This window comes from Micromonospora sp. LOL_013 (assembly GCF_048060315.1).
Classification (GTDB): domain Bacteria; phylum Actinomycetota; class Actinomycetes; order Mycobacteriales; family Micromonosporaceae; genus Micromonospora_E.
Map to the genome: position 1 here is coordinate 30,104 of NZ_JBHMIQ010000028.1, position 24,472 is coordinate 54,575.

Below are 24,472 nucleotides of genomic sequence, written 5' to 3' on the forward strand. Positions count from 1 at the left end.
CGTTCGATGATCAATGAAGGTCGTGAGCGACCCGGGCGACCGCCAGCCCGGCCGGTGACGTCGCGTCCCGCCGCCACACCAGCTCCAGATCGGGGGCGGGCAGCTCGTCGGTCAGCCGGAGCACCACCCCATCCACTGTGGGTAGCTCGGCGAGTGATCGGGGCACCAGGGCGAAACCGTCAAGGTCCGCCAGCCCGATCCGGCGCCACCCCAGCTGCTCGCAGTCGACCACCTCGACGGCCACACCGGCGCGGGCGCAGGCGGCCAGGATCGCCGACCAGTAGCGGGCGTCAGCTCCTCCGGTGGCAGACTCAGCTGGCCGTCGGCCAAGTCGGCCAACCTGACGGTGTCCGTCCCGACCGCGTCCGACCCCACCGTGGTACGCCCGGCCAGCGGATGCCCGGCGTCGACCACCGCTACCGGAATGCGGGCCAGTGCTCCGGCCTTCAGACCGGGGGTGAAGGCCCGCGCTGGGAGGGCCGCCAGGGCCCGAGCAGTGCCCTGAGCCAGACGGTTCTGCCGCTCAATGTACTGCTTCACGATGCTCGGTGGCGCGCCGCCGACGGAGCCGGCGAAGTACGAGCCCGACCAGAACTTGTTGGCCCGGTGGTAGTGGCGTGCGAGGTCGGGGAACTCCTGCCGGAGGCGGCGCGACGAGACGCCCTTGAGCGAGTTGGTCACCCCGGACCAGCGGTATCTGATCGTCGCGGCCCCCGGCTGCACGGCCCGTCGACGGCCGCGACCTGCTGTTGGTCAACTTCCAGTACGGGGCGACCGACCCGGTGCTGCCGTACACGGTGGTCCGGATAACCGCTCGCTGGTGACGATCCGCCGCCCGGCCCCACTCCCGTACCACCCGGCGTGGGACCGGGCGGTCCGTCGGGTCCACGCACCAGGTCAATAGATAGACGTCCATATATTCTGCCGGATATCGGGCGAGGCTGACTCCGCGCGTCGCTCTGCCTGATCACGAGGGCGGCCTCACGGCAGGTCCGGTCCGGGAGGTAACGCGGCGGCGACCTGTTCGGCGTACCGCCGGGCCTCGACGTCGTCGGCGTAGCGGCGGCGCGGCCAGAAGAAGCCGCGCAGCCCGTCGCCCCTGGTCCGGGGCACCACGTGGGTGTGCAGGTGCGGCACCGACTGGGACACCCGGTTGTTGATCGCGACGAAGGTGCCGCCCGCGTCCAGGCCAGCCTCGACCGCCGCCGCGACCCGCTGCACCAGTGAGAAGTACCCGGCCAGATCGGCCGGCGGCAGGTCGGTCAGGGTGACCACGTGCGGGCGCGGGCTGACCAGCACGTGGCCCGGGAACACCGGCCGGGTGTCCAGGAACGCCACCCCGGCGGGGGAGTCGGCGACCCGCCACGCGGGGGACTCCCCGGCGATGATCCGGCAGAACACGCACCCGTTCACCGGCGCAGCCTAGCCCGGCTGGTGCTCGACCAGCAGGTTCCACCGCACGTCCGCGCCGGCCTCGACCCGGATGGTGGCCGGGCCGCCCGGGTGGTCCTGGTCGACGTTGCGGATCTTCGTCACCTCGTCGGCGGGGCACTGCAGCTCGAACCGCATCCCCGGGTCGAGGAACACCGCGAGGTCGGCAGCTCCGCTGGCGGCGGCGGCATCCCCACGGCCGCCGCTGACGCAGTCGAGGCTGACCGACAGCAGGCCCGGCGGGATCTCGACCGTGCCGACCGAGACCGGGCCGCTGGTGGCGGCCACCGAGGCGACGGGCCGGGCGTCGGCCATTGGGTCGGGCAGCGGCGCGATCGGCGGTGCGGGCGCGACCGGCGGCGGCTGTGCCGCTGACCGCTGATCGACCGGGTCGGCGCTGGTGGCGGACGGGCCGGTGTCGGCTTCCGACGGGTCGGCGGTGCAGGCTGCGGTGCCTGCCCCGATGGCGACGACGGTGAGTACGACGCCGAGCGCCGCGCGGACGTGACTCATTCGTACCGCTGCAGGATCTGTTTCATCTGGTCGATCTCCTCCTGCTGCGTCTCGACAATCTGTCCACACAGCTCGATGATTTCCGGATCGGTGATGTCCGACCGCTCGCAGACCAGGATCGCCCGCGAGTGGTGCGGGATCATCGACTTGAGGAACTGCTCGTCGCCGATGAAGCTCTCCTGCCGGCCGAAGTAGAACGCCACCCCGAACAGGACGACGAACCCGACCGCCAGGATCACGTTCAGCGTCAACGCGACGCCCAGCCGCAGGTAGCTCCGGTTCATCATCGCCAACTTCCACCTCGTCGGGAAAGATTGCGGCGATCCGCGTGATTCTCCGCTACCCTCGCCTACCCGCCCTGACGGTGCGGTAACACCCGGGACGGCGTCCTTCGTCGGACGCCGACGGTCAGCAGGTAGCCGATCATCCAGAGCTCGCCAACGGTGGCCGGCACCACGAGCAGGTCGGCGACGACCTGGGCGTCGGGTGTGAGGTAGAGCAGGAACCCGTTCGCGAGGTAGCAGAGGCCACCGATGACGAGCACCCAGCCGAGTGGTCGGGGCATCCAACGTGACCGGATCACACACCTGCCCATCGGGATGAGCCACAGCCCGAAGAACAGGTTGCCCACCCCCCACAGGTTGCCGCTGACCAGATAGAGAGCCTGGACGATCGGCGCGGCGTCGCCGATCGGCGCGCCCGCGACCTCGACGGCCGTGGCGAGCATCGCCGCACTGCCCATGATCGCCACCGCGTTGACCAGCCCGAACGCGCCGATGCTGCCGGCGGCGAGCGGGTCGGCGATGCGGAAGAGGCGGTAGAACCAGACGGCGGCGAGCGCCTGGGTGACGACGACGCCCAGCTCGAGCGCGACGCCGACGCGGGCGAGCGTCTCGTGCCCTACCAGGTTGCCCAGTGTCGCTGCGGGGTCGCCGGCGATGACCAGCTGGGGTCGGACGATCAGAAAGCCGAGCATGGCGGTGATGCCGAGGCCCAAGTAGAACACGCCGGTGAGCCGCGCCGTGCGGACCAGATCGCTCATGAGTATCCCCTTCTCGTCCGCCGGGCGTCCGCGGACGCGACCGGCTGTCTTACGCCGTAAGGCAGCCTAACTTACGGTGTAAGGCATGGGCAAGCGGAGACCCCCGAGGGGACCGGGCCTTGTGCTGGCACGCGACCTTGTGACGGCTCACTACCCTGAGGCCCGGCGACGCGACGGAGAATGTGATGTCTCTGCTGGAACACCTGCCGACCATCCTTGCGGTGGTCGTCGGCGGGGTGCTCACCTACGTCGGCACCGGGATCACCGAGCGCAACCGGTGGCGCCGGGAACAATCCGTGCGGTGGGACGATCGGCGGCTCGCCGGGTACGTCGAATTCGCCGCCACCGCCAAGCAGATCGCCTTGCTCGCCTCACGGGTGCTGGCCAGCCGCGGTCTGGTCACCGCGATCAGCCCGATCGGCCGTGAGGAAGGGCTGGCCCGGCTCGGACAGGCCGAGTCGGACCGGTCCGTGTGCTTCGAGTCGATCCTGCTGCTCGCCGACGGGCCGACCATCGCCGCCGCGCAGGCCCTCACCGAGACGTTGTGGAGGCTGGAGGCATTTGCCACCGGTGACGAACCAGTCGACGAACAGACCTGGCGGGCCGGGTTCGTCGACTACCGCCGTGCCCGGGCGCAGTTCTACCAGGTGGCCCGGCTCGACATGGGGGTGCGGGCAGTGCAGATCCCGATGAACGCGATCGCCTCCCGCGACGCCCGCCCACCGGGATCGCTCGCCGCCACCGGCACCGACTGACCGCTTGGAACTGCCGCTCAGCAGCGCAGGTCGAGCCAGACGAGCCGGTGGTCCGAGGTCGGGAACCCGCCGGGCAGCGCCGGGTCGTAATCGCCGACCAGCCGGAACAGTGGATCGTCCGGCGTCGGCCAGAAAACCCCGCTGCCCGCCGTCTGCAGGCGGCGGCTCGGCAGCAGGTAGTCGACCCGAAGGTTGCCCGGCGTACCGTCGGCGAAGTCGGCGGTGTCGTAGCGGGAGTCGCCCTCGTGGGTCAGGTTCGCCCCGCCCTGGCGCTGGCTGGCAGCCGGCCCACCCGCACTCGTCGGCGGCCGTCGGTCGTCGACCAGTGGATGCCCGGTGACCTGTCGAGCCGCTCCCGGGATGCCGTCGCCGTCGTACGGGTCGGAGTTGAGGTCACCGGCGATGACGAACCGGGCACCGGGGCGCAGCCCGCCGCGTCGGCCCCGGTCGTCGTAGATGTAACCGGACCGGGCCGGGACGACGTAGTCGGCCCAGAACCGGATCTCGTCGTGGTTACGCCGGCCGTTGCGGTCCTCCGGGCCGTCGAAGACCGGCGGCGTGGGGTGGCTGGCCAGCAGATGCACGGTCTGCCGGCCGATCCGTACCGGTACGTCCCAGTGGCTCTTCGACGGCAGCCGCACGTCCGCGAGGACCTCGGGGGAGTACCAGTCGGCGGGCTCCGGGGTGTCCGGGTCGTCCGGCAGCAGCGCTCCCGGCATGTCGCGCCAGCGGAACGTCTGGAAGGTGCGCAGCGACCGCCGGTCGATCGGGTGACGCGAGTAGACCGCCATGCCGTACTGGCCGGGGAACAGTCCGAAGCCGTACGCGTCGTCCGGGCCGCCGACCGTACCGTCGCGGTTGAGGTCGTGCCCGGACGGCACGCCGGTGTTCGACGGGGCGCTGAACCGGTACGGGTAGTGAATTGGCCTGGCCCCGCCCTGGCCGCGGGACAGGTAGTTGCGCTGGAACAGCTCGACGGCCCGCCCCTCGCCGTCGTGGTCGAACTCGTTGATCAGCAGCACGTCGGGGCGGACCCGCTGGATGATCTCGGCGACGTTGGCGGCCTGCGTATCACCCAGAGTGGACAAATTGGCCACCAGTCCGCCGTCGACGCCCCGGTTGAGTGAGGCGTTGAAGGTGGCGAACCGGACGCCGCCGTGCCCACCGGCCGGTGTACCGCCTGCCGTCGCCGTCCCGGGCGCCAGCCCTGCCGCCAGACCGGTGGCGATCATCGCCATCAGAGCGGTCACCGTTCGTGTCCGTACTCGCTGTGTCACCGTGCCACCCTCCGGTCGTGTGGTGACCAGTTAACCGGATCTATGTGACGGTTCGGCGAATGATCTCCGAACGTCCGGGCGTCGGCCGTCCGGCCGTACCGCGATGGTCAACTACCGCGCTACCCTGAGAGCGCGGTCGTCGATGCCCGCCGGTCCACCATCGCGGTTCCACCCACCAGTACGATGTCTCGCGGAGCGCCGAGCGCTGGTGGGCACTTCCGTTCGGACATCAGACAGGGCCGGCCGGTCGGCCGGTTCAGGGGAGAGACTAGCCTCATGGGCGTGACACGCCGCGCAAAGATCGTTTGTACGCTTGGCCCCGCGACCGCGTCCCCGGAGCGTATCCGTGGGCTCGTCGAAGCGGGCATGGACGTGGCCCGGCTGAACTTCAGCCACGGCAGCCACGAGGACCACCAGCAGGTGTACCAGCTGGTCCGGGAGGCGGCCCAGGTCGCCGGCCGGGCGGTCGCCGTGCTGGCCGACCTGCAGGGCCCCAAGATCCGCCTCGGCCGGTTCGCCGACGGGCCGCATGAGTGGCGCACCGGCGACTCGGTCGTCATCACCAGCGACGACATAATCGGCAGCCGGGAGCGGGTCTCCTGCACCTACCGCAGGCTGCCCCAGGAGGTTCGCCCCGGGGACCGGCTGCTGATCGACGACGGCAAGGTGGCCGTCGAGGTCAGCGCGGTGGACGGCAACGACATCCGGGTGCTGGTCGTCGAGGGCGGGCCGGTCTCCAACAACAAGGGCATCTCGCTGCCGAACGTCGCGGTCAGCGTGCCGGCCCTGTCGGACAAGGACACCGACGACCTGCGGTTCGCGCTCGGCCTGGGCGCCGACTTCATCGCCCTGTCATTCGTCCGGTCGCCCGAGGACATCAAGCTGGTCCACGCGATCATGGACGAGGAGGGGGTTCGCCGACCCGTCCTGGCCAAGGTCGAGAAGCCGGAGGCGGTCACCCACCTGGAGGCGATCGTCGACGCCTTCGACGGGGTGATGGTGGCCCGGGGTGACCTCGGCGTCGAGTTGCCGCTCGACGAGGTGCCGCTGGTGCAGAAGCGCGCGGTGCAGCTGTGCCGGGAGAACGCCAAGCCGGTCATCGTCGCCACCCAGATGCTCGACTCGATGATCGAGAATGCGCGGCCGACCCGCGCGGAAGCCTCCGACGTCGCCAACGCGGTGCTCGACGGCACCGACGCGGTGATGCTCTCCGGCGAGACCAGCGTCGGCAAGTACCCGGTGCTCACGGTCAGCACCATGGCCAAGATCGTCACGACGACCGAGCACGGCTCGATCTCGGTGCCCCGGCTGCAGCACGACCCCCGTACCCACGGCGGTGCGCTCACCTCGGCCGCGTCGCAGATCGCCCGAGCGATCGGCGCCAAGGCGATGGTCGCCTTCACCCAGACGGGTGACACCGTGCGTCGGCTCTCCCGGCTGCAGTGCGAGCTGCCGCTGCTGGCTTTCACCCCGGTCGCCGAGGTGCGCGACCAGCTTGCCCTCTCCTGGGGGGTGGAGACCTTCCTGATGCCGTTCGTGCAGCACACCGACGACATGTTCCGCCAGGTCGACCAGGCACTGCTCGGCCTCGGGCGGGCCAATCCCGGCGAGTACGTGGTGATCGTCGCCGGCAGCCCGGTCGGCACCCCTGGCTCCACCAACACGCTGCGGGTGCACCAGCTTGGTAGCCTCGTCGACGCCGCGGCGGCCCGGGCGTTGCAGTGACCGGTGATCCGGTCGGCGGGCAGGCCGCCGTCGACCAGTTGCTCGAGGTGCTCGACCTGACCCGGACCGGGCCGTCAGCGTTCCGTGGGACGAGCCCCAAGGTTGGGCCGCAGCGAATCTTCGGCGGCCAGGTCGCTGGTCAGGCGCTGGTAGCCGCCGGGCGAACCGTCGACCCGCAGCGGCTGGTGCACTCGCTGCACGGCTACTTCGTCCGTCCCGGCGACGGTGCCGAGCCAATCGACTACGAGGTGGAGAACATCCGCGACGGCCGGTCCTTCTCGGTCCGCCGCTCGGTGGCGTACCAGCACGGCAAACCGATCTTCTTCATGTCGGCGTCGTTTCACCGGCCCGAGGACGGGCTGGACCACCAGGCGCCGCAGCCACCGGACGTCCCGCCGCCGGAGGCGGTGCCGACCATGGTGGAGCGGCTGGCTCGCTATCCGGAGCGGCTCGGTGTCTGGGCGGTGATCCCCCGGCCGATGGACGTGCGGTACGTCGGCGAACCGGGTCTGGTCGCCCCCGGGGACCGGCCGGCCGACCCGTACCAGCGGGTCTGGATCCGCGCCGCCGGCAAGCTGCCCGACGATCCGCTGTTGCACGCCTGCGTACTCACCTACGCCTCCGACCTGACCCTGCTCGACTCGGTGCTGTCCGTGCACGGCGAGGTCTGGGGTCCGGGCGGGGTGATCGGGGCCAGCCTGGACCACGCCTTGTGGTTCCACCGGCCGTTCCGGGCCGACGAATGGTTCCTCTATGACTGCTGGAGTCCGTCGGCCGCCGGCGGGCGCGGGCTGGCCACCGGTCGGATGTTCACCCGCGACGGCCGGCACATCGCCAGCGCTGTGCAGGAAGGACTGGTCCGGCGGGTCGGCGGGTGACCGGGCCGCCTGCCTGACCGGCGCTCGGACGGCGGTGACCAGGGTAGATGACTGACGACGCGGTCGGCCGGTCTGATAATGGAAACAGTGCCGTAACCTGAGAGGTATGCGTCTCTCTGCCCGGGTCGACTACGCGCTGCGGGCCGCCGTCGAGCTGGCGGTCGCGGCTGCGGCGTCGGCGCGGGTCGTGCTGACCGCCGAGCAGGTCGCCCGGGCCCAGGGCATCCCGCCGAAGTTCCTCGAGGGAATTCTGCTGCAGTTGCGCCGGGCCGGTGTGGTGCAGGCCCAGCGCGGCCCGGACGGCGGCTACTGGCTGGCTCGCCCCGCCGAGCAGATCAGCCTCGCGGAGCTCATCCGGGTCATCGACGGCCCGCTCGCCCACGTGCGGGGGCACCGGCCGGAGGAGCTCGGCTACCAGGGTGCGGCGGTCGCGCTGCAGGACGTCTGGATCGCGTTGCGGGCCAGCGAGCGGGAGATCCTCGAGTCGGTCACCGTCGCCGACGTCGCCACCGGCAAACTTCCTGAGCGGATCCGGGATCTCGCGGCCAACCCGCGCGCCTGGACCTGACCGCCGCACGGCCGTCCGTGATCTGCTCCCGGCCCGACATCCGGCCCCTCCGGCCGCGGCCGGCTTCGTCGGCGTGCTTGACAACAGCACCGGCCCCCGCATTCGAAGCCGATAGGTTCGATCTCTCAAGTAGGTGTGCTGTGCGAAAGCTGCCGGTATTCGCCCTCGTCGGACTGCTCGCCGGAGTCGGATGGGCCGGGATCCTGCTGGCCCTCGGGGGGTACCTGCTGATCCGATTCGCCCGGCCGATCCCGTCCCGGCGGGTCAGCCGGCCCTTGCGCAGCCGGTTCCTCACCCCGCTCGGGCTGACCGCCGGCTTCCTGATCGGGCTCGGCGGCCAGGGTTTCGTCCTACCCGTCGTCGCGGCGTTGCTGGTCGGCGAGCAGCCCGGTGGCGGTGTCCGCGATCAGCTCCCAGGCGGCGGCGACGTGCCGTCGCTCGGTACGCGGCGCGCCGACCGCCAGTCGCAAGGTGAACCGGCCCGCCACCCGGGTGTGGGTCAGCAGCACCGAGCCGCTGGCGTTCACCCCGGCCAGCAGGGCGGAGTTGACCTCGTCGGACTGGCCGCGCAACCGGAAACAGACCAGTGAGAACGGCCCCGGCGTGACGATCTCGAACCGGTCGTCGGCGCGTACCTGGTCGGCGAACCAGGCCGCGTGCGCCACCGCCGAACGGATGTGCGCCTGCAGCCCCTGTGCGCCGTACCAGCGCAGCACGAACCACAGCTTCACCGCCCGGAAGCGACGACCGAGCGGTACCTGCCAGTCCCGGTAGTCGATCACCGCGCCCGCGTCGCTGAGCGCGTTGCGCAGGTACTCCGGCATCACCGTCAACGCCTCGACCAGCTCGGCCCGGTCCGCCACCCAGAACGCGTCGCAGTCGAACCCGGTCAGCAGCCACTTGTGCGGGTCGAAGCAGTACGAGTCGGCCCGCTCCAGCCCGGCGTGCGTCCAGCGCAGCTCCGGGCAGACCGCCGCCGCGCCGGCGTACGCGGCGTCCACGTGCAGCCACACCCCGTACTCGGTGCAGATCGCGCCGATCTCTTCGACCGGGTCGATAGCGGTGGTCGAGGTGGTGCCGACGGTGGCGACCACGATCGCCGGTCGCCGCCCGGCGGCCAGGTCGGCATCGAGGGCGCGGCGCAACGCGTCCGGCCGCATCGCCAGCGTCACCGGATCGACGTCGATCAGCCGTACGCCCTGATCGCCGACCCCGGCGATCCGGGCCGCCTTCTCGATCGACGAATGGCCCTCGGTCGAGGTGTAGACGGCGTAGCCGGCAGCGGTGCCCGCCGTGCGCCAGGTGCCGCCGCTGGCCCGGTGCAGCGCCACCAGGGTGGCCACCAGCGTGGCCGACGACGCCGAGTCCTGGATGACGCCACCACCGGTGGAGCCCGACCGGAACCGTTGCGGCAGCTCGAGTAGCTGGGCCAGCCAGTCGAGCATCACGGTCTCCACCTCGGTGCAGGCCGGACTGGTGGCCCAGAGCATGCCCTGGACGCCGAGCCCGGCACTGACCAGGTCACCGAGCACGCTCGGCGCCGAGGTGTTGGCCGGGAAGTAGCCGAAGAAACCGGGGTGCTGCCAGTGGGTGAGCCCACCGACGACCACCCGGTCCAGGTCGGTGAGGATCCGGTCGAACGGCTCGCCGTGCTCCGGCGGCGTCACCGGCAGCGCCCGGGCCACCGTACCGGGCGGATCCGACGGCCGTACCGGATGTTTCTCCAGGGTCTGCCAGTAGTCGGCGATCCAGTCGACCACCGCGTGCCCGGCCCGGCGGAACTCGTCCGCCGACATGTGCCCGCCGGCCGTGGTGTCTGCGCCGGGTGTGATGCCCCGCGCGGATGCGTCGCCTGCCATGCAGTCGAGTTGATCAGGAATCGGAACGGTGGGCAAGTGCCACCATCGTCTCCGGCCCGGTGCCTGCGACGGCGGCATCTCCGGCCTCGGCGCCCGGCAGCGCGGCGGCGGGGCCGGTGCTGGCCCGGACGGTCAACCGTGGGTCGAGCAGCGTGGCGGCCGGCACCGCGTCGCCCCGGACCTTGCGCATCAGCAGGCTGACCGCCTGCCGGCCGACCTCCTCGGCCGGAATCAGCACCGAGGTCAGTGCCGGACCGGACCGCTCGGCGACCTCGTCCGGGCAGATCGCCACCACCGAGATGTCGTCGGGGACCCGCCGACCCAGGGTCGGCAACGCGGCCAGGACGTGCCCGACCGCCGCCTCGTTGTGCACCACCAGCGCGGTGAGCCCCGGGTGCCGGTGCAGCAGCCCGGCCAGTTCGCGGCGCACCGCGTCGTAGTTCTCCTCGCACGGCTGGGCGACCGCCGTGACGCCGCAGCGGGTCGCCGTCTCGGTGAAGCCGGCCCTGGTCCGGTGGGCGAAGCCGGTCTCCCGTTCGTAGACCACCGCAGGGGCTCCGAGCAGGGCGAGCTGCCGGTGGCCGAGCGTGACGAGATGTTCGACGCAGGCCTCGCCGGCCCGATAAAAGTCCAGGTCGACGCAGGTCAGACCGGCGGACTCGGCCGGGAAACCGATCAGCACGCTGGGCCGTTCGAGTTCACGCAGCAGTGGCACGCGTGGGTCGTGCATCTCCACGTCCATGACCACGATGCCGTCGACCATGGCGCTGACCGCGATCCGGCGCAGCCCGGCCGGGCCTTCGTCGGCGGTGACCAGCAGTACGTCGTGGTCGAACTGCCGGGCGGTGGTGACCACGCTGGTGGCGAACTGCATCAGCACCGGCAAATGCATCCCGGAGCGCAGCGGCAGCACCAGCGCGATCACGTTCGCCCGGCGGCTGGCCAGCGCTCGGGCGCCGGCGTGCGGGTGGTAGCCGAGGGCGTGGATGCTGGCCAGTACGCGTTCCCGGGTGGTCGCCGAGATCGCCCGCTTGCCGCTGAGCACATAGGACACCGTGCTGACCGCGACGCCGGCGTGCCGGGCCACGTCGGCGATCGTCACCATGTCGGCCCGCTTGCCGGCCCGGTCCCGCGCCGGGTCCGGCCCGGCGGGGTCCGGCCCGGCGCCGGTCGGCTGTGACGGAGTTGACACTAGGCTCCTCCATCCAGGTCCCTGGCCGGACCGCCAGTGGCGGTCCCGGCGAAATTCAGGTAGCTCACCGTAGCGCCTGCCGTACTGAAAAGCAGATACAGGTCTCGAATTCCGGACAGTCCGTGCAGCTCCGTCCGTACCTCGGCCCAGTCGTCGCGGCCGCTGGTCGCCGGTACCGGAAGCGTACCGGCAACCGGGCCGGCCAGCGGATCGTCCAGCCGCAGGGTGACCGTCGACCCGTCCGCCGCCCGGCCGGCGGCGCCGGGGTCCGCTCCGGCCCCCTCCCGGGGCGGCCGGTGCGCGACGCGGGCGGTGACCGCGGTGGGCCCGGAGTCGAAGTCGACGTCGGTGAACGCAATCCAACCGCCGTCCTCCGCCGCGCCCACCGCGTCCCGCCCCTCGGGATGGTCGGCCGGTGCCGTGCCGGCGTAGTCGTCGTTGTCAGCGGCCCACAACGGTCCGGCCAGCGGATCGCGGGGCCCGATCCGTTCACCCCGTACGGTCAGGGTGGTGGTCGCCACCAGGTCGGCGCTGGACCGGCCGACCGACACGGTGTGCCGGGCGCTCTCCACCACTGGTCGGTCCCGGGTGACGTCCCAGGTCGCCAGGTCGGCGGCGGCGAGGCGGAACCGGAGCGTGGTCCGCGCCCCCGCCGCGAGGCTGATCTTGCGGAAGGCACGCAGCTGGCGCAGCGGCTGCTTGACCCGGGAGTGCCGCTGGCGGGTGTATAGCTGCACCACCTCGGTCCCGGCCCGCGCCCCGCTGTTGCACACCGTGACGCTGACCTCGACCGTGCCGTCGGCACCTACCTCGGTGGCCGACAACCGCAGGCCGCGGTAGTCGAAGGAGGTGTAGCTCAGACCGTGGCCGAACGGGTACAGCGGTTCCCCCCGGAAGTAGAGGTAGGTCGCGTCCGAGGCGATCACGTCGTAGTCGAACAGGTCGGGCAGGTCTGCGGTACGTCGGTACCAGGTCTGGGTGAGCCGGCCGCCCGGATCCGCGTCCCCGCAGAGCACCTCGGCCAGCCCGGTGCCGTACTCCTGGCCGCCGTGCGCGGACCAGATGATCGCCGGGACGTGCCGGTCGGCCCACTCCACCGCGTACGGGTAGCTGCTGGCCAGCACCAGCACGGTACGCGGATTCGCGGCCCGGACCGCCCGCAGCAGCGCCGCCTGGGCACCGGGTAGCGCCAGGTCGACCCGGTCCTCGGTCTCCCGCCCGCACACCATCGGATGGTTGCCGAGCACCACCACTGCCACGTCGGCGTCGTGGGCCAGTGCTGCCGCCTCCCGGGCGCCATCGGTGACCAGCTCGACGGTGAACCTGGTGGCGGTGTCGACGCTGGCGGCCTCGGCCCGCAGCAGCCCGTCCGGGCCGACCGTGACGTAGCGGTCCCGGGCCAGGTGGTGCAGTGCCATGCGGCCGTCGGCGGCGCGGACCAGCCGGAAGGTCTCGTTGACCACCCACCCGCCCGGTCCGGACCGGTCGTTGACCAGCACCCCGTCGTCGCCGGCGGCCAGGTAGCGGCCGTTGGCGACGCTGCGCAACGCAACCACCCCGTCGCCCCAGTCGAACACGTCGAAGCAGCACTGCGGCGCCGCCTCCGGCGCGACCGCGCGCAGCGGTCCGCGCGCCGTGCTGTCGGCCCGCAGCGGTCCACCGGCGGCCGCGCCGCTGGCCTGCAGGTAGGTCGCCGAAGTGCCGAGTCGCAACGCGATCCGGTCCACGCCCTCGTGGTGGGTCACGGTTGCCATCGGCAGCCGCGCGGTCAGCCCGGCGCAGGCGGTGACCGCATACGGCATCGATCCGGCGTACCAGTCGGTGTGGAGGGTGTCGGCGAGCGGGCCGACCACCGCGACCCGCCGGATCCGGTCCGGGTCCAACGGCAGCACCGGGTCGGATCCGGACTCTGTCGGTACGTTGCGCAGCAGGACCACCGACTCGCGTACCGCGATCCGGGCCAGGTCCTGGTGGGCCGGGCAGTTGATCACATCGGTGCCGGTCGTCGCGAACGGGTTGCGTTCGGGTGGATCCAGCTCACCGAGCCGGATCCGGACGGAGAGGATCCGGCGGACCGCGCGGTCGATGTCCGGTTCGGCGAGCAGCCCGCGCGCCACCGCCTCGGTGATCCGCGCGACGGTCGGCAGCGAGTCGGTGTCGTCCTCGGTGAAGCTGTCGATCCCGGCACGCAGCGCCGCCGCGTAGCCGGTGACGTGGTCCGGGTGGTAGCCCTGGGCGCCGGCGATGTTGGTGGCCGCTCCCGCGTCGCCGACGACCAGGACGTCGTCGTCGGTCCACCGGCGCAGCTGCTCGTCGATCAGCGGGCTCAGGTGTGCCGGCCGGCCGTTGACCAGGTTGTACGCGGCCATCACCGCGACCGCGGCACCGGCGGCGATCGGGGCGCGGAACGCCGGTAGTTCGTACTCGTGCAGCACCCGGGGCGGCAGGTTGCTGCTGGTGGTGGCCCGGTCGGTCTCGTTGTTGTAACCGAGGAAGTGTTTCAGGGTCGGCGCGGTACGCAGGTAGTAGGGATGGTCGCCACGCAGTCCGCTGGCGTACCCGGTGGCCAGCACCCCGGTCAGCCACGGGTCCTCGGCGTAGCCCTCCTCGTTGCGGCCCCACCGTGGATCCCGCAGCGGGTTGACCACCGGCGCCCACACGTTCAGTCCGACGCCGACGGGGTCTTTGTGGTGGAACGCGCGTACCTCGTCGCCGACCGCTTCGCCGATCCGCCGCAGCAGGTCGGGGTCCCAGCTGGAACCCAGCCCGAGTGCCTGTGGGAAGACGGTCGCCGGGCCGAGCCACGCCACCCCGTGCAGCGCCTCGGTCCCGGTGCGGAAGCCGGGCAGGCCGAGTCGGGGCACCGGGGGCTGATGCTGGTGCAGCAGGGCGATCTTCTCGTCGAGGGTGAGCCGGCGGAGCAGGTCGGTGACCCGGGCGGCCACGGGTTGGTCGGGGTCGCGGAACGTGCTGTCGCTCATAACGTGGATCGCCTTCCGGGATCGGCAAGGGCACCCGTGTGGGTCGCTGCGGCGGTGCGGGCACCGCCGCGGTCACCGGATCACGGGCAGGCGTCGGTACGCGGTGGAGGTTGGCCGCCAGCCCGGGAAGCGCTGGCTCGAAGCGCTTCGATGACCGTCCCAAAAACGCTCCACTGTCGACACGATTTCAGCCGTGTTAACCGTGGAGCCCTTTGAGGTTGACATCCATCAGTACGGACGGTCAAGGGGCTGCCCGGCACAAAATTGATGTCAGCCGCCGCCGACCCGGGTCGCCGCAGTGGGCCGTTGGTCAGCCGGGCGGCGGCCGCCGGTGCGGTCAGTCGGTCGGGCGGGCCGGCATACGGCCGTTGTCGATCGCGGCGATCGCCCGGGCCGCGCCGCCGATCGCCGCCGCGCCGCCGGCCAGATCGGAGGCTGCCAGCTCGGTGCCACCGGCCGCCGGAGCCACCGTACGGTCGGCGAGCTGCTGCCGGGCCGCCGGCAGCAGCCACTGGGTGAGCGGGACGTAGTAGCCGCCGAGCAGCACCACTTCGGGGTTGATCAGGTTGGCCAGGATGGACACCCCGGTGCCGAGGTTGCGGCCGACCTCGTCGAGCGCGTTGAGCGCCGCCGGATCCCCGGCGCGGGCCGCCGCCCGTACCCGGTCGATCTCCGGCGCGAAGTCGGCGACCGGCCCGTCGACCTCGGCGTCCGGCAGCACCCGGCGGATCAGCGCCGGGACGGCGGCCAACGCCTCCAGACAGCCGTTCGCCCCGCAGCGGCACGGCGGACCCTGCGGATCCAGTTGGATGTGACCGACCTCGCCGGTGAACCCCCGCGCGCCGTGCAGCAGCCGTCCGTCCACCACCAGCCCCGCGCCGATGCCGGCACCGCCGGTCAGGTGCACCAGGTTCGCGGTGCCGGCGTACGGCCCGTGCCGGTGCTCGGCGAGCGCGGCCAGTTGGGCGTCGTTGTCCACCACCACCTCGTACGCCGGCCCGCGCAGCGCGCGAACCAGATCGGCGTGCAGGTCGACGTCGCGCCAGCCCAGCTCGGGGGAGAGGCTGACCCGGCCCTGCTGGTCGACCAGGCCGGGTACCCCGACGGTGAGCCCAAGGACCTGCCGCCCCTGCCGGGTCACCCGGTTCACCGCCCGGCCGGCCAGTGCGGCCACCGTGCTGGCTGCCTTGCCCGGGGTGGCGGCCAGCCCGGTGAAGGCGCGTCGCCAGGACAGCAGCTCACCGCCGGCCAGGTCGAGCGCGACCGCGGTCAGGTGGTCGGCGCTGATCTCGATGCCGATCGCGGCGTACGCGTCGCCATCGACGACGAGCATGGTGGCCGGGCGTCCGATGCGGTGTTCGGTGAGGCCGATCTCCCGGACCAGGCGGCGGTCGATCAGATCGGCGACCAGGCTGGAGACGGTGGCCTTGTTGAGCCCGGTGGCACCGGCGATGTCCGCCCGGGAGCAGGGCGCGTTGGTTCGGACGTAGCGCAGCACGACCGCGAGGTTGGTGGCGCGTACGTCGGTCAGGTCCGCTGGCTGCGGGCCGCTCCGCATGGTGATCACGTTACGCCCCGGGTCCCGGCCGGGTGGCTCGGGCCGGATGCCCGGCGGGCCGGCGTGTCGCGGCGGTCACCGCGGGGTTGGCCGCCACCGGCGGTTCGCGTCATGTCGGCCTCCCTTGTGGCGCCTGTCACCGTCGGCTACTTTGTTTAGTCAGCAGACGAACTAACTCTAGCGTGCAAACCGTACCCCCACACCCCCATCTCGAGCTGGTTCGTCCCATCGTCGCCGGGATGCCTGGCTCGCCGATACGAAGGGAGCGCGCCGTGGATCGATCCCTCGCGGGCGCGGCCACCAATCGACGTCGATTCCTGGGCCTGGTCGGCCTGGGTGCCACCGCGATGGCCGGTGGCGGCTTTCTCTCCGGCTGCAGCCGGCCGGCCGGCACCCAGGGCACGGCGACCGACGTCGACGCGGTCAGCGCGGTTCTGCCCAGGTACCAGCCGGTCGAGCTGCTCACCCCGGACATCGCCGGGGTACGCCCGATCGCCGACGGCTACCTGACGTATCCGACCGACCTGGTCCGGGCGGTCACCGAGACGCCCGGCAGCAGCGGTGAACCGCTCACCGCGATGACTCCCTGGTGGGGGCCAACCCCGCCCGGCATCGACCGCAACGCCTACCTGCAGGCGGTCAACGAGCGGCTCGGCGTGCCGATCGACTTCAGCGTCCAGGACGGCAACACCTACGCCGACAAGCTGAGCGCCATTCTCGGTGCCCGCGACGTGCCGGACCTGCTCTGCGCCCCGAACTGGGAGATCGACAAGATTCCGCGGTTCTCCGACGCGGTCTCGGCGCTGTTCGAGGACCTGACCGACCACCTGGCCGGTGACGCCGCGCTGGCCTACCCCCACCTGGCCAGCTTCCCGACCGGGGCCTGGCAGTACGCGGTCTGGGGCGGTCGGCTGGCCGCCGTCCCGTGGCCGACCGACGGCCCGTTCCCGTACGCGCTGTTCTACCGCAGGGACCTCACCGACGCCGCCGGCGTGCAGGCCCCAAAGAACATTGAGGAGCTGCACGAGTTCGGCAAGGCGATGACCGATCCGGCCAACGGCGTCTGGGCCTTCGGCTCGATCTTCAACATGGTGCAGATGTTCTACGGTGTGCCCGGCTCGCAGGGCGGCTGGCGGCGCACCGACGGCGGCGGCCTGGAATTCAAGTACGAGACCGAGGAGTACCGCGAGGCCCTGGAGTTCACCACCAGACTGTTCGCCGAAGGGCTGGTGCACCCGGACATCGTGGAGAGCAGCGGCGCCGCCGACGCCAAGCAGCTGTTCAACAGCGGCAAGATGGTCTGCTACGAGGACGGCGTCGGCGCCTGGCGCGGCATGTACTCGGAGCAGCGACAGATCACCCCGACGTTCGACATGCGGCCGGTGCCGATCTTCTCCGCCGACGGGCAGAGCGCCCCGGTCGCCTGGGGCGGGGAGACGCCGATCTTCTACACCTTCATCAAGAAAGGGCTGGGCAAGGAGCGCGTCGAGGAGATCCTGCGGGTGCTCAACTGGTGCGCCGCGCCGTTCGGTACCGAGGAGTACCACCTGCGCCAGTACGGGGTCGCCGACCAGCACCACACGGTCAGCGCCGACGGCAGTCCGGAGTTGACCGAGCTGGGCCGGCAGGAGATCGCCGACCAGTACACCTTCATTGTCGGGCGTTACCCGACCATCGTGCAGACCGCCGACGTCCCCGGCTTCGTCGAGGCCCTGCTGGACTACTCCAACGAGACGGTGAAGTACCTGGAGCCGAACCCGTGGGCCGGGATCAAGTTCGAGCTGCCGGCCAACCTGTCGCGGGTGCTGCAGCCGACCGAGGACAAGATCCTCGACGTGCTGCGTGGTCGCCGACCGACCAGCGACCTGGACCAGATCATCGACGAGTGGCGCAGCGGCGGCGGTGACGAGGGCCGCGACTTCTTCCGCAAGGCGCTCGAAGACAACGATCGATGACCTCGGTCGAAACGTCCGTGACCGCCGGATCCGGCGACGGCCGGAGCCGGCGGTCGCCGGACCAGCCCACCCCGGACGGCAACCGCCGGTCACGCCGTACCCCGGATGGTCGGCGCACCCGCCGACGGACCGTGCCGCTGCGGGCCCGGCTGCGCCGCGACTGGCCGCTGCTGGTGATGGCCGCGCCGGCCGCGCTGCTGCTGCTGGTCTTCCACTACCTGCCCACCCTGGGCAACGTGATCGCCTTCCAGGACTACAACCCCTGGGTCGGCGACAACGCGTTCGAGGCGTTCGTCTACAGCGAGTGGATCGGGTTCGGCAACTTCGAGACCCTGTTCCGTGACCCGGCGTTCTGGGACGCGGTGATCAACACCCTGACCATCACCGCGTTCCAGCTGGTCTTCTTCTTCCCGCTGCCGATCCTGCTGGCGATCCTGCTGCACAGCATCCTGTCGACCCGGGTGCGTGGGTTCATTCAGAGCGTCGTCTATTTGCCGCACTTCTTCAGCTGGGTGCTGGTGGTGACCTTCTTCATGCAGATGCTCGGTGGGGCCGGCCTGGTCGCCCAGCGGATGCGCGACGCCGGGCTCAACCCGCTCAACGTGATGGGCAACCCGGACACGTTCATCGTGCTGGTCACCGCGGAGGCCGTGTGGAAGGACGTCGGCTGGGGGGCGATCATCTTCCTGGCCGCGCTCAGCGCCATCGACCAGAATCTTTACGAGGCGGCGGCGGCCGACGGTGCCGGGCGCTGGCGACGGCTGTGGCACATCACCCTGCCCGGGCTACGTCCGGTCGTCATCCTGCTGCTGATCCTGCGGCTCGGTGACGCGCTCACCGTCGGGTTCGAGCAGTTCATCCTGCAGCGTGAGGCGGTCGGCCGGCAGGCCGCCGAAGTGCTCGACACCTACGTCTACTACCAGGCGATCATCCCGCAGCAGTGGGGGATGGGTGCCGCCGCCGGCCTGTTCAAGGGCGTCATCGGGCTGGTGCTGATCATCGCCGCGAACAAGTTCGCCCACCGCCTCGGCGAGCAGGGAGTGTATTCCAGGTGAGCATCGCACGTACGCTGGCCGCCGGGCGCCGACCCAGGCTCGACCCGGTGAACCAGCCGCCCCGACGGCGGCGCCCCGGCGTCGGCCGGCCGGTCTGGGAGGAGCCGCCGAGCCCGGTCGGCCAGGGCGTCAAAGGGCTCGTCCTCGCCACGATGGTGCTGGCCGTGATCTTCCCGATGTGGTCGGTCCTGGTGACCAGCCTCGCGTCGCGGGAGACCATCAACGCCACCGGCGGCATGGTGGTGATCCCCCGGGAGATCGACCTGTCGGCGTACGTGAACATCCTTTCCGGCGGTCAGATCAGCCGGGCGGTGTGGGTCAGCACCCTGGTCACCGTCGTCGGCACGACGTTCAGCCTGGTGCTGACGGTGCTGGCGGCGTACGGGCTGTCCCGCAAGGACTCGGTCGCGCACCGTCCGTTGCTGTTCCTGTTCCTGCTCACCTTCCTGATCTATCCCGGCATGGTGCCGAGCTATCTGGTGGTGACCGGGCTGGGCCTGAAGAACAACCTGTGGGCGCTGATCCTGCCCACCGCGATCAGCGTGTTCAACCTGGTGGTGATCCGGGCGTTCTTCATGAACGTGCCGGCCGAGCTGATCGACGCGGCACGCATCGACGGTGCCGGGGAGTTCCGGATCTTGTGGCGGATCATGTTGCCGCTGTCCCGGGCGGTGATCGCCGTCGTCGGGCTGTTCTACGCCGTCGGCTACTGGAACGCGTACTTCAACGCGGTGCTCTACATTGACGACAACGACAAGTGGCCGATCCAGCGGGTGCTGCAGAGCTACATCCTGGCCGGCCAGTCGCCGTCGGTCACCGGCGCGCCGGTGAACATCCCCGGGGTCACCGCGTACCCGCCGACCCTGGCGGTCAAGATGGCCGTGGTGGTGATCACCGTACTGCCGGCGGTGGTGATCTTCCCGTTCGTGCAGCGGCACTTCACCAAGGGCGTCATCACCGGCGCGATCAAGGGTTGACCGGCCGGCACCGCTGGTCAGAGCGGTACGCCGTCGAGCAGCACCGTGGCCGGCGGCTCGGTGCCGGTCACCGCGACGACCTCGACCCGGCGGACCGGCAGCGGCCCGTCGAGGTTGACCCGCAACGTGTCGCCGTCGCGTACCGCCCGGACCGTGGTGTCGCCGTCGACGTCGCAGACGACCGTCTCGGCGCTGACGCCGCCCCAACTGACCAGGGTCACGTCGGCGAACGGACCGTCGCCGACGGTGTCTCCCGGTCCGGTCGTCGGGATCAGCGCGCCGTGCCGGACGAACAACGGGATCCGCTCCAGCGGAGTCTCGACCGGCAGGTGGCGTCCGCCGGGGTGGGTCCGCCCGGTCCAGTGGTCGACCCAGTCACCGGCCGGCAGGTAGACGTGCCGCCGCCCGTCCGGATTGATCATCGGCGCGACCAGCAGGTCGGAGCCGAGCCGGTACTCCAGTTCGGCACCCCACGCGGCCGGGTCGTCCGGCGAGTCGACCAGCAGCGCCCGCATCATCGGGGCACCGGTGCGGGCGGCCGTGACCGCCGCCGAGTAGAGGTAGGGCATCAACCGGTAGCGCAGCCGGATCGCCTCGACCGCGTCCCGCGCGGCGTCGTCGGGGAAGTCCCACGGCAGCCGGCTGGTGGTGCCGTGGAAGCGCACCAGCGGCGAGAACGCCCCGAACTGCGCCCACCGCACGTACAGGTCGGGGGTCGGGGTGCCGTGGAAGCCGCCGGCGTCGTGACTCCAGAATGGTACGCCGGACAGGCCGTGCGACAGCCCGCCGCGCAACGTGCTGGCCATCCCCGGGTACGTGGCGTTGACGTCGCCGCTCCACTGGGCCGGATGCCGCTGCCCGCCGAGGAACGACGACCGGGCCCACACCATGCCGTGCCCGGCGACCTCCTGGGTGACCGCCGCGACCGCGTCGTTGAACAGCAGCGTGTAAACGTTGTGTAGCTCGACGCCGGTCATCCCGTTGTGCGCCACCGCGTCGGCCGGCACCCCTTCGGCGAAGTCGGTCTTGAACACCATCGCGCCCTGCCGCAGCAGGTCGCCTAGCAGGCCGGTGAACCACTCGGTGGCCGCCGGGTTGGTAAAGTCGACGATCCCGCAGACCGGGTAGGATCCGTGCCAGACGTCGGCGATGTAGGTGGAGCCGTCCGGGCGGCGCAGGAAGTAGCCAGCCGCGTCGGCCTGCCCGAAGACCGGGCTGCCGGTCATGATGTACGGGTTCATCCAGAGGCTCACCTTGAACCCCTGCTCGGCGAGGGTGGCCAGCATGCCGGCCGGGTCGGGGAAGTTGGTGACGTCCCAGGCCAGGTCGGACCAGGCGCCGTCGGCCTGCCAGTAGCAGTCCAGGTGCAGCACGTCGCACGGGATGCGGTCGGCTCGGATCCGTCGGGCCCGCTCCAGGACCTTCTCCTGGCTGTCCACGAAAAAGCCGGACGAGATCCAGGTGCCGAACGCCCACTTCGGTGGCAGCACCGGTCGGCCGGTCAGCCGGTCGTAGCGGTCCAGGATCTCGGCGGGGGTGGGGCCGGCGATCACGTAGTAGTCGATCAGGTCGTCCGGCACCAGGATCTGCACGCAGCTGTGCGTGGAGGAGCAGATGTCGAACTCCACCGGCATGCCGCTGTCGACCAGCACCCCGTAGCCGCGGTCGGACAGGTACAGCGGGACGTTCTTGTGCGACCGGTCCGACTCGCTGCCGAAGGCGTCGAAGTTCCACATCAGCGCCCGCTGGCCGCGCTTGTCCAGCCGGGTGAACTTCTCGCCGAGCCCGACGAAGCGTTCGTCGCCGGGCGCGTCGAAGCTCTCGTGGTACGCGGCGACGGAGCCGTCGACCAGGGACCGGCCGAACGGCAGGGTGCGCAGCCGGCCGCTGATGTCGCGCTCGCCCCGGTTCTGGTTGAGCAGCACCCGACCCTGCCGGTCGAGGAACCGCAGATGCCACGGGTCGAGCCGCAGCTCGGCGACGACCTTTCCGGCGTCGACGCGTACCGTGCCGCCGGCCACGGTGACCGTGGCCGGGTACGGGCGTGGATCGACCAGCGGCAGCGCCCGGGCCGACCGGCTGCGGGCGTCGGGTGTCGCGCTCAGCCGGACCCGGATCACCCCCTCTCCGGCGGCGCTGACCGCGACCGTCAGCGTCTCACCGTCGGCGGTGCTGCCCTTGCAGGTGATCCCGGCAGCATCGGTGCCCAGCAACTCGGCGCGGACCAGCGCGGACAAGCCCTCCTCGCCGGGCGCGCGGACCGGCAGGTCGGGCGGGTCGGCCACGAATGTTTCATGGGGGACCAGGGGCGGACGGTACGGCATGGGCTCTCCTCGTCGGTCCGGGGCTCGACGCTCCCTGGTGGAACCAGCGGCCTGGGGGCGACTAAATTAGTTTCTTTGCTAATCCAACAAACTGTCAACGTCGGAGGGAGCGCCGATGCGCTGGCCAAAAGGACTCGACGGGCTCTGCTACGGCGGGGACTACAACCCCGAGCAGTGGCCGGAGACGACCTGGGTCGAGGACGTCGAGCTGATGCGTCGCGCCCGGGTCAACCTGGTCACCGTCGGGGTGTTCGCCTGGTCCCGGCTGGAACCGCACCCCGGCGAGTACACCGTCGACTGGCTCGACCGGGCACTCGACCTGCTGCAGCAGGGCGGGATCCGGGTCGTCCTGGCCACCCCGACCGCCTCGCCGCCGCCGTGGTTCTCCCTCACCCACCCCGACGCGCTGCCGGTCACCGCCGACGGGGTACGGCTGCGGCACGGCAGCCGGGACACGTACTGCGCGGCCGCCCCCGCGTACCGCGTCGCGGCCCGGCGCATCGCCGCGATGCTCGCCGAACGCTACCGCGACCACCCGGCGCTGGCGATGTGGCACGTGCACAATGAGTACGGCACAGTCTGCCACTGCCCGCACGCGGCCGACGCGTTCCGGCGGTGGCTGCAGCAGCGCTACGGTGACCTGGACCGGCTCAACGAGGCGTGGACCGGTGCCTTCTGGAGCCAGTGCTACTCCGAATGGACGCAGATCGACCCGCCGCGCGCCACCCAGTACCTGACCAACCCGACGCAGGTGCTGGACTTCCGCCGGTTCTGGTCCGACGAACTGCTCGCCGCCTATCGCGACCAGCGCGACCTGCTCCGCGAACACACGCCGGACGTGCCGGTCACCACCAACTATGTGTTCGGCGACTGGGTCCCGGTGGACCACGCCCGGTGGGCGCGGGAGATCGACCTGATCGCCGTCGACCACTATCCGACCGAGACCGACGGCCGGGCCGAGGAACAGACCGCGCTCGCCGCCGACCTCGCCCGGTCCTGGTCACGCCCGGTCACCGGGGACGGATCACCGCCATCGGCGGGCCGGCACCGGCCCTGGCTGCTGATGGAGAGCGCCCCCAACCTGATCTACCGGTACGCCGAGGGGACCGCCTACGCCAAGGAACCCGGCCGGATGCTGCGGCACAGCATCGCCCACGTCGCACGCGGCTCCCGGGGCGCGATGTTCTTCCAGTGGCGGGCGCCGCGCGGCGGTGCCGAGGCGTTCCACTCGGCGATGGTGCCGCACGCCGGTGCCGACTCCCGGACCTTCCGGTCGGCGGTACAGCTCGGCGAGGCGCTGCGGCTGCTCGCCGCGACCGACACCGCCGCGGTGGCGGCCCGGGCCGCGATCGGCTGGGACGCCGCCAGCGGGTGGGCGCTGCAGCATCCCGGGCTGCCGTCGGGGCACATCTCGTACGCCGACGAGGTGGCCGCCGCGCACCGGGCGCTGTGGCGGTGCGGGATCACCACCGACTTCGTCTGCCCGGCGACCGGACCACTGGACCTGACCGGCTACCGGATGCTGGTGCTGCCCGCGCTGTACCTGATGGACGACGCCGTCGCGGACACCCTCGCCGACTGGGTGCGGACCGGCGGTTATCTGGTGGTCAGCTACCTGTCCGGGGTCGCCGACCCCGACGCCCGGGTCCGGCTGGGCGGATATCCAGGTGCCCTGCGTGAGCTGCTCGGCGTCCGCAGTGAGGAGTTCCTGCCGCTCGGTCCGGACGGCACGGTGCGACTGTCCGGCGGGCGTACCGGCCGGCTGTGGCGGGAACGCTTCGAGGCCGGTGCCGCCGAGCCGGTGCTCGACTACGTCGATGGTGTGCTGGCCGGTCAGCCGGCGGTGACCCGCCGCTCGGTCGGTGCCGGCGCCGCCTGGTACCTGTCCACCAGACTGGACGACGACGGCTACCGGGAGCTGCTGGCGGTGGTCGCCGCCGAGGCCGGGGTGGCACCGGTACTGCCCGCCGCGCCCGCCGGGGTGGAGGCGGTACGCCGGGTGGACGGCACCACCCGGTGGCTGTTCCTGTTCAACCATGGCCGGGAGGAAGCGGTGGTGGCGGCCACCGGTGACGTGCTGGTCTCCGGTGGCGTCCTGCCGTCCGGGGAGATCATGGTGGCCGGCGAGTTCCTGCCCGCCAGTGACGTGCTGCTGACCATGGGCGGCGGTCCGGGCCGGTGGCCGGGCGCCCCGGCCGGTGTCACCGGCATCTTGGGACGCGGCCGGGGCAGCCGGCGGGTCCGGGTCCCGCCCGGTGGGCTCCTGGTGCTGCGGGAGCCGGACCAGCCGGTGGGCAACCGGAACCATCGGCACCAACCCCGTCAGGTGCCGACGGACATCGACATTGAGCGAGGAAAGCGATTGCCCTAGCATTGGCCTGC

The 24,472-nt window shown here is 71.4% G+C and carries 19 protein-coding genes and 1 pseudogene; 8 read left to right on the forward strand and 12 right to left on the reverse strand.

All coding sequences use genetic code 11. The features are described from left to right. Positions 1-10: 10 nt before the first annotated feature. From ACFHWS_RS19200 to ACFHWS_RS19225, 6 genes and pseudogenes are all read right to left on the reverse strand, one after another. A complete protein-coding gene (locus ACFHWS_RS19200) occupies positions 11-244 on the reverse strand; it encodes a hypothetical protein (protein WP_416555645.1) in 234 nt (77 codons plus the stop codon). 272 nt (positions 245-516) lie between these two features. Continuing rightward, a pseudogene (locus tag ACFHWS_RS19205) lies at positions 517-687 on the reverse strand (IS200/IS605 family transposase); the annotation flags it as partial. Between the two features lie 294 nt (positions 688-981). Further along, positions 982-1,413 carry an HIT family protein gene (locus tag ACFHWS_RS19210; protein WP_416555601.1) on the reverse strand — a complete coding sequence of 144 codons (432 nt, stop codon included), beginning with the start codon at positions 1,411-1,413 and terminating at the stop codon, positions 982-984. 9 nt (positions 1,414-1,422) lie between these two features. Next, positions 1,423-1,944: a hypothetical protein gene (locus ACFHWS_RS19215; protein ID WP_416568704.1), complete on the reverse strand. Its 522-nt coding sequence runs from the start codon at positions 1,942-1,944 to the stop codon at positions 1,423-1,425. Then, positions 1,941-2,231, reverse strand: a complete 291-nt coding sequence (locus ACFHWS_RS19220) for a DUF305 domain-containing protein (protein ID WP_416555598.1) — start codon at positions 2,229-2,231, stop codon at positions 1,941-1,943. Before ACFHWS_RS19220 ends, ACFHWS_RS19215 begins: the two co-directional genes overlap by 4 nt. Positions 2,232-2,293: 62 nt before the next feature. After that, positions 2,294-2,986: a DUF4386 domain-containing protein gene (locus ACFHWS_RS19225; RefSeq protein WP_416555596.1), complete on the reverse strand. Its 693-nt coding sequence runs from the start codon at positions 2,984-2,986 to the stop codon at positions 2,294-2,296. 185 nt (positions 2,987-3,171) lie between these two features. Between ACFHWS_RS19225 and ACFHWS_RS19230 the strand changes: the two genes are divergently transcribed. Further along, the gene (locus ACFHWS_RS19230; RefSeq protein ID WP_416568705.1) at positions 3,172-3,741 is read left to right on the forward strand and encodes a hypothetical protein; all 570 of its coding nucleotides are present in this window, start codon (positions 3,172-3,174) and stop codon (positions 3,739-3,741) included. 17 nt (positions 3,742-3,758) lie between these two features. Here the strand turns inward: ACFHWS_RS19230 and ACFHWS_RS19235 are convergent, their stop codons facing one another. After that, a complete protein-coding gene (locus ACFHWS_RS19235; RefSeq protein WP_416568706.1) occupies positions 3,759-4,991 on the reverse strand; it encodes an endonuclease/exonuclease/phosphatase family protein in 1,233 nt (410 codons plus the stop codon). 303 nt (positions 4,992-5,294) lie between these two features. On the opposite strand from ACFHWS_RS19235, the gene pyk reads away from it, so the two are divergent. The 3 genes from pyk to ACFHWS_RS19250 all read left to right on the forward strand — a co-directional run bounded on the left by pyk (position 5,295) and on the right by ACFHWS_RS19250 (position 8,189). Continuing rightward, the gene (gene pyk / locus ACFHWS_RS19240) at positions 5,295-6,743 is read left to right on the forward strand and encodes a pyruvate kinase (protein ID WP_416555590.1); all 1,449 of its coding nucleotides are present in this window, start codon (positions 5,295-5,297) and stop codon (positions 6,741-6,743) included. Next, entirely contained in the window at positions 6,740-7,621 is an 882-nt protein-coding gene (locus ACFHWS_RS19245; RefSeq protein ID WP_416555588.1) for an acyl-CoA thioesterase, read from the forward strand. Before pyk ends, ACFHWS_RS19245 begins: the two co-directional genes overlap by 4 nt. 106 nt (positions 7,622-7,727) lie before the next feature. Then, the gene (locus ACFHWS_RS19250) at positions 7,728-8,189 is read left to right on the forward strand and encodes an RrF2 family transcriptional regulator (RefSeq protein ID WP_416555586.1); all 462 of its coding nucleotides are present in this window, start codon (positions 7,728-7,730) and stop codon (positions 8,187-8,189) included. A 350-nt stretch (positions 8,190-8,539) separates the two neighbouring features. Here the strand turns inward: ACFHWS_RS19250 and ACFHWS_RS19255 are convergent, their stop codons facing one another. The 4 genes from ACFHWS_RS19255 to ACFHWS_RS19270 all read right to left on the reverse strand — a co-directional run bounded on the left by ACFHWS_RS19255 (position 8,540) and on the right by ACFHWS_RS19270 (position 15,779). Further along, on the reverse strand, positions 8,540-10,048 hold the full coding sequence (locus ACFHWS_RS19255; RefSeq protein WP_416568707.1) for a pyridoxal-dependent decarboxylase: 1,509 nt from the start codon (positions 10,046-10,048) through the stop codon (positions 8,540-8,542). Between the two features lie 13 nt (positions 10,049-10,061). Continuing rightward, positions 10,062-11,153 carry a LacI family DNA-binding transcriptional regulator gene (locus ACFHWS_RS19260; RefSeq protein ID WP_416568717.1) on the reverse strand — a complete coding sequence of 364 codons (1,092 nt, stop codon included), beginning with the start codon at positions 11,151-11,153 and terminating at the stop codon, positions 10,062-10,064. A gap of 86 nt (positions 11,154-11,239) precedes the next feature. Beyond that, positions 11,240-14,221 (reverse strand): glycoside hydrolase family 3 C-terminal domain-containing protein, encoded by a 2,982-nt coding sequence (locus ACFHWS_RS19265; RefSeq protein WP_416555580.1) that lies wholly within the window; start codon positions 14,219-14,221, stop codon positions 11,240-11,242. A gap of 337 nt (positions 14,222-14,558) precedes the next feature. Then, the gene (locus ACFHWS_RS19270) at positions 14,559-15,779 is read right to left on the reverse strand and encodes an ROK family transcriptional regulator (protein WP_416555578.1); all 1,221 of its coding nucleotides are present in this window, start codon (positions 15,777-15,779) and stop codon (positions 14,559-14,561) included. A gap of 272 nt (positions 15,780-16,051) precedes the next feature. Here ACFHWS_RS19270 and ACFHWS_RS19275 point away from each other — a divergent pair, with 272 nt between their 5' ends. Genes ACFHWS_RS19275 through ACFHWS_RS19285 form a run of 3 tightly spaced genes read left to right on the forward strand, consistent with a single transcriptional unit; the run spans position 16,052 to position 19,766 of the window. Beyond that, positions 16,052-17,734 carry an extracellular solute-binding protein gene (locus tag ACFHWS_RS19275; RefSeq protein ID WP_416568708.1) on the forward strand — a complete coding sequence of 561 codons (1,683 nt, stop codon included), beginning with the start codon at positions 16,052-16,054 and terminating at the stop codon, positions 17,732-17,734. 17 nt (positions 17,735-17,751) lie between these two features. Next, positions 17,752-18,789 (forward strand): ABC transporter permease, encoded by a 1,038-nt coding sequence (locus tag ACFHWS_RS19280; protein ID WP_416555574.1) that lies wholly within the window; start codon positions 17,752-17,754, stop codon positions 18,787-18,789. Further along, positions 18,786-19,766 (forward strand): carbohydrate ABC transporter permease, encoded by a 981-nt coding sequence (locus tag ACFHWS_RS19285; RefSeq protein WP_416555572.1) that lies wholly within the window; start codon positions 18,786-18,788, stop codon positions 19,764-19,766. The genes ACFHWS_RS19280 and ACFHWS_RS19285 overlap by 4 nt, the downstream gene beginning before the upstream one ends. A gap of 17 nt (positions 19,767-19,783) precedes the next feature. On the opposite strand, the gene ACFHWS_RS19290 is transcribed toward ACFHWS_RS19285, so the two are convergent. After that, positions 19,784-22,090, reverse strand: a complete 2,307-nt coding sequence (locus ACFHWS_RS19290; RefSeq protein ID WP_416568709.1) for a TIM-barrel domain-containing protein — start codon at positions 22,088-22,090, stop codon at positions 19,784-19,786. Positions 22,091-22,205: 115 nt separating this feature from the next. Between ACFHWS_RS19290 and ACFHWS_RS19295 the strand changes: the two genes are divergently transcribed. Next, the gene (locus ACFHWS_RS19295; protein WP_416555568.1) at positions 22,206-24,461 is read left to right on the forward strand and encodes a beta-galactosidase; all 2,256 of its coding nucleotides are present in this window, start codon (positions 22,206-22,208) and stop codon (positions 24,459-24,461) included. Positions 24,462-24,472 lie beyond the last annotated feature (11 nt).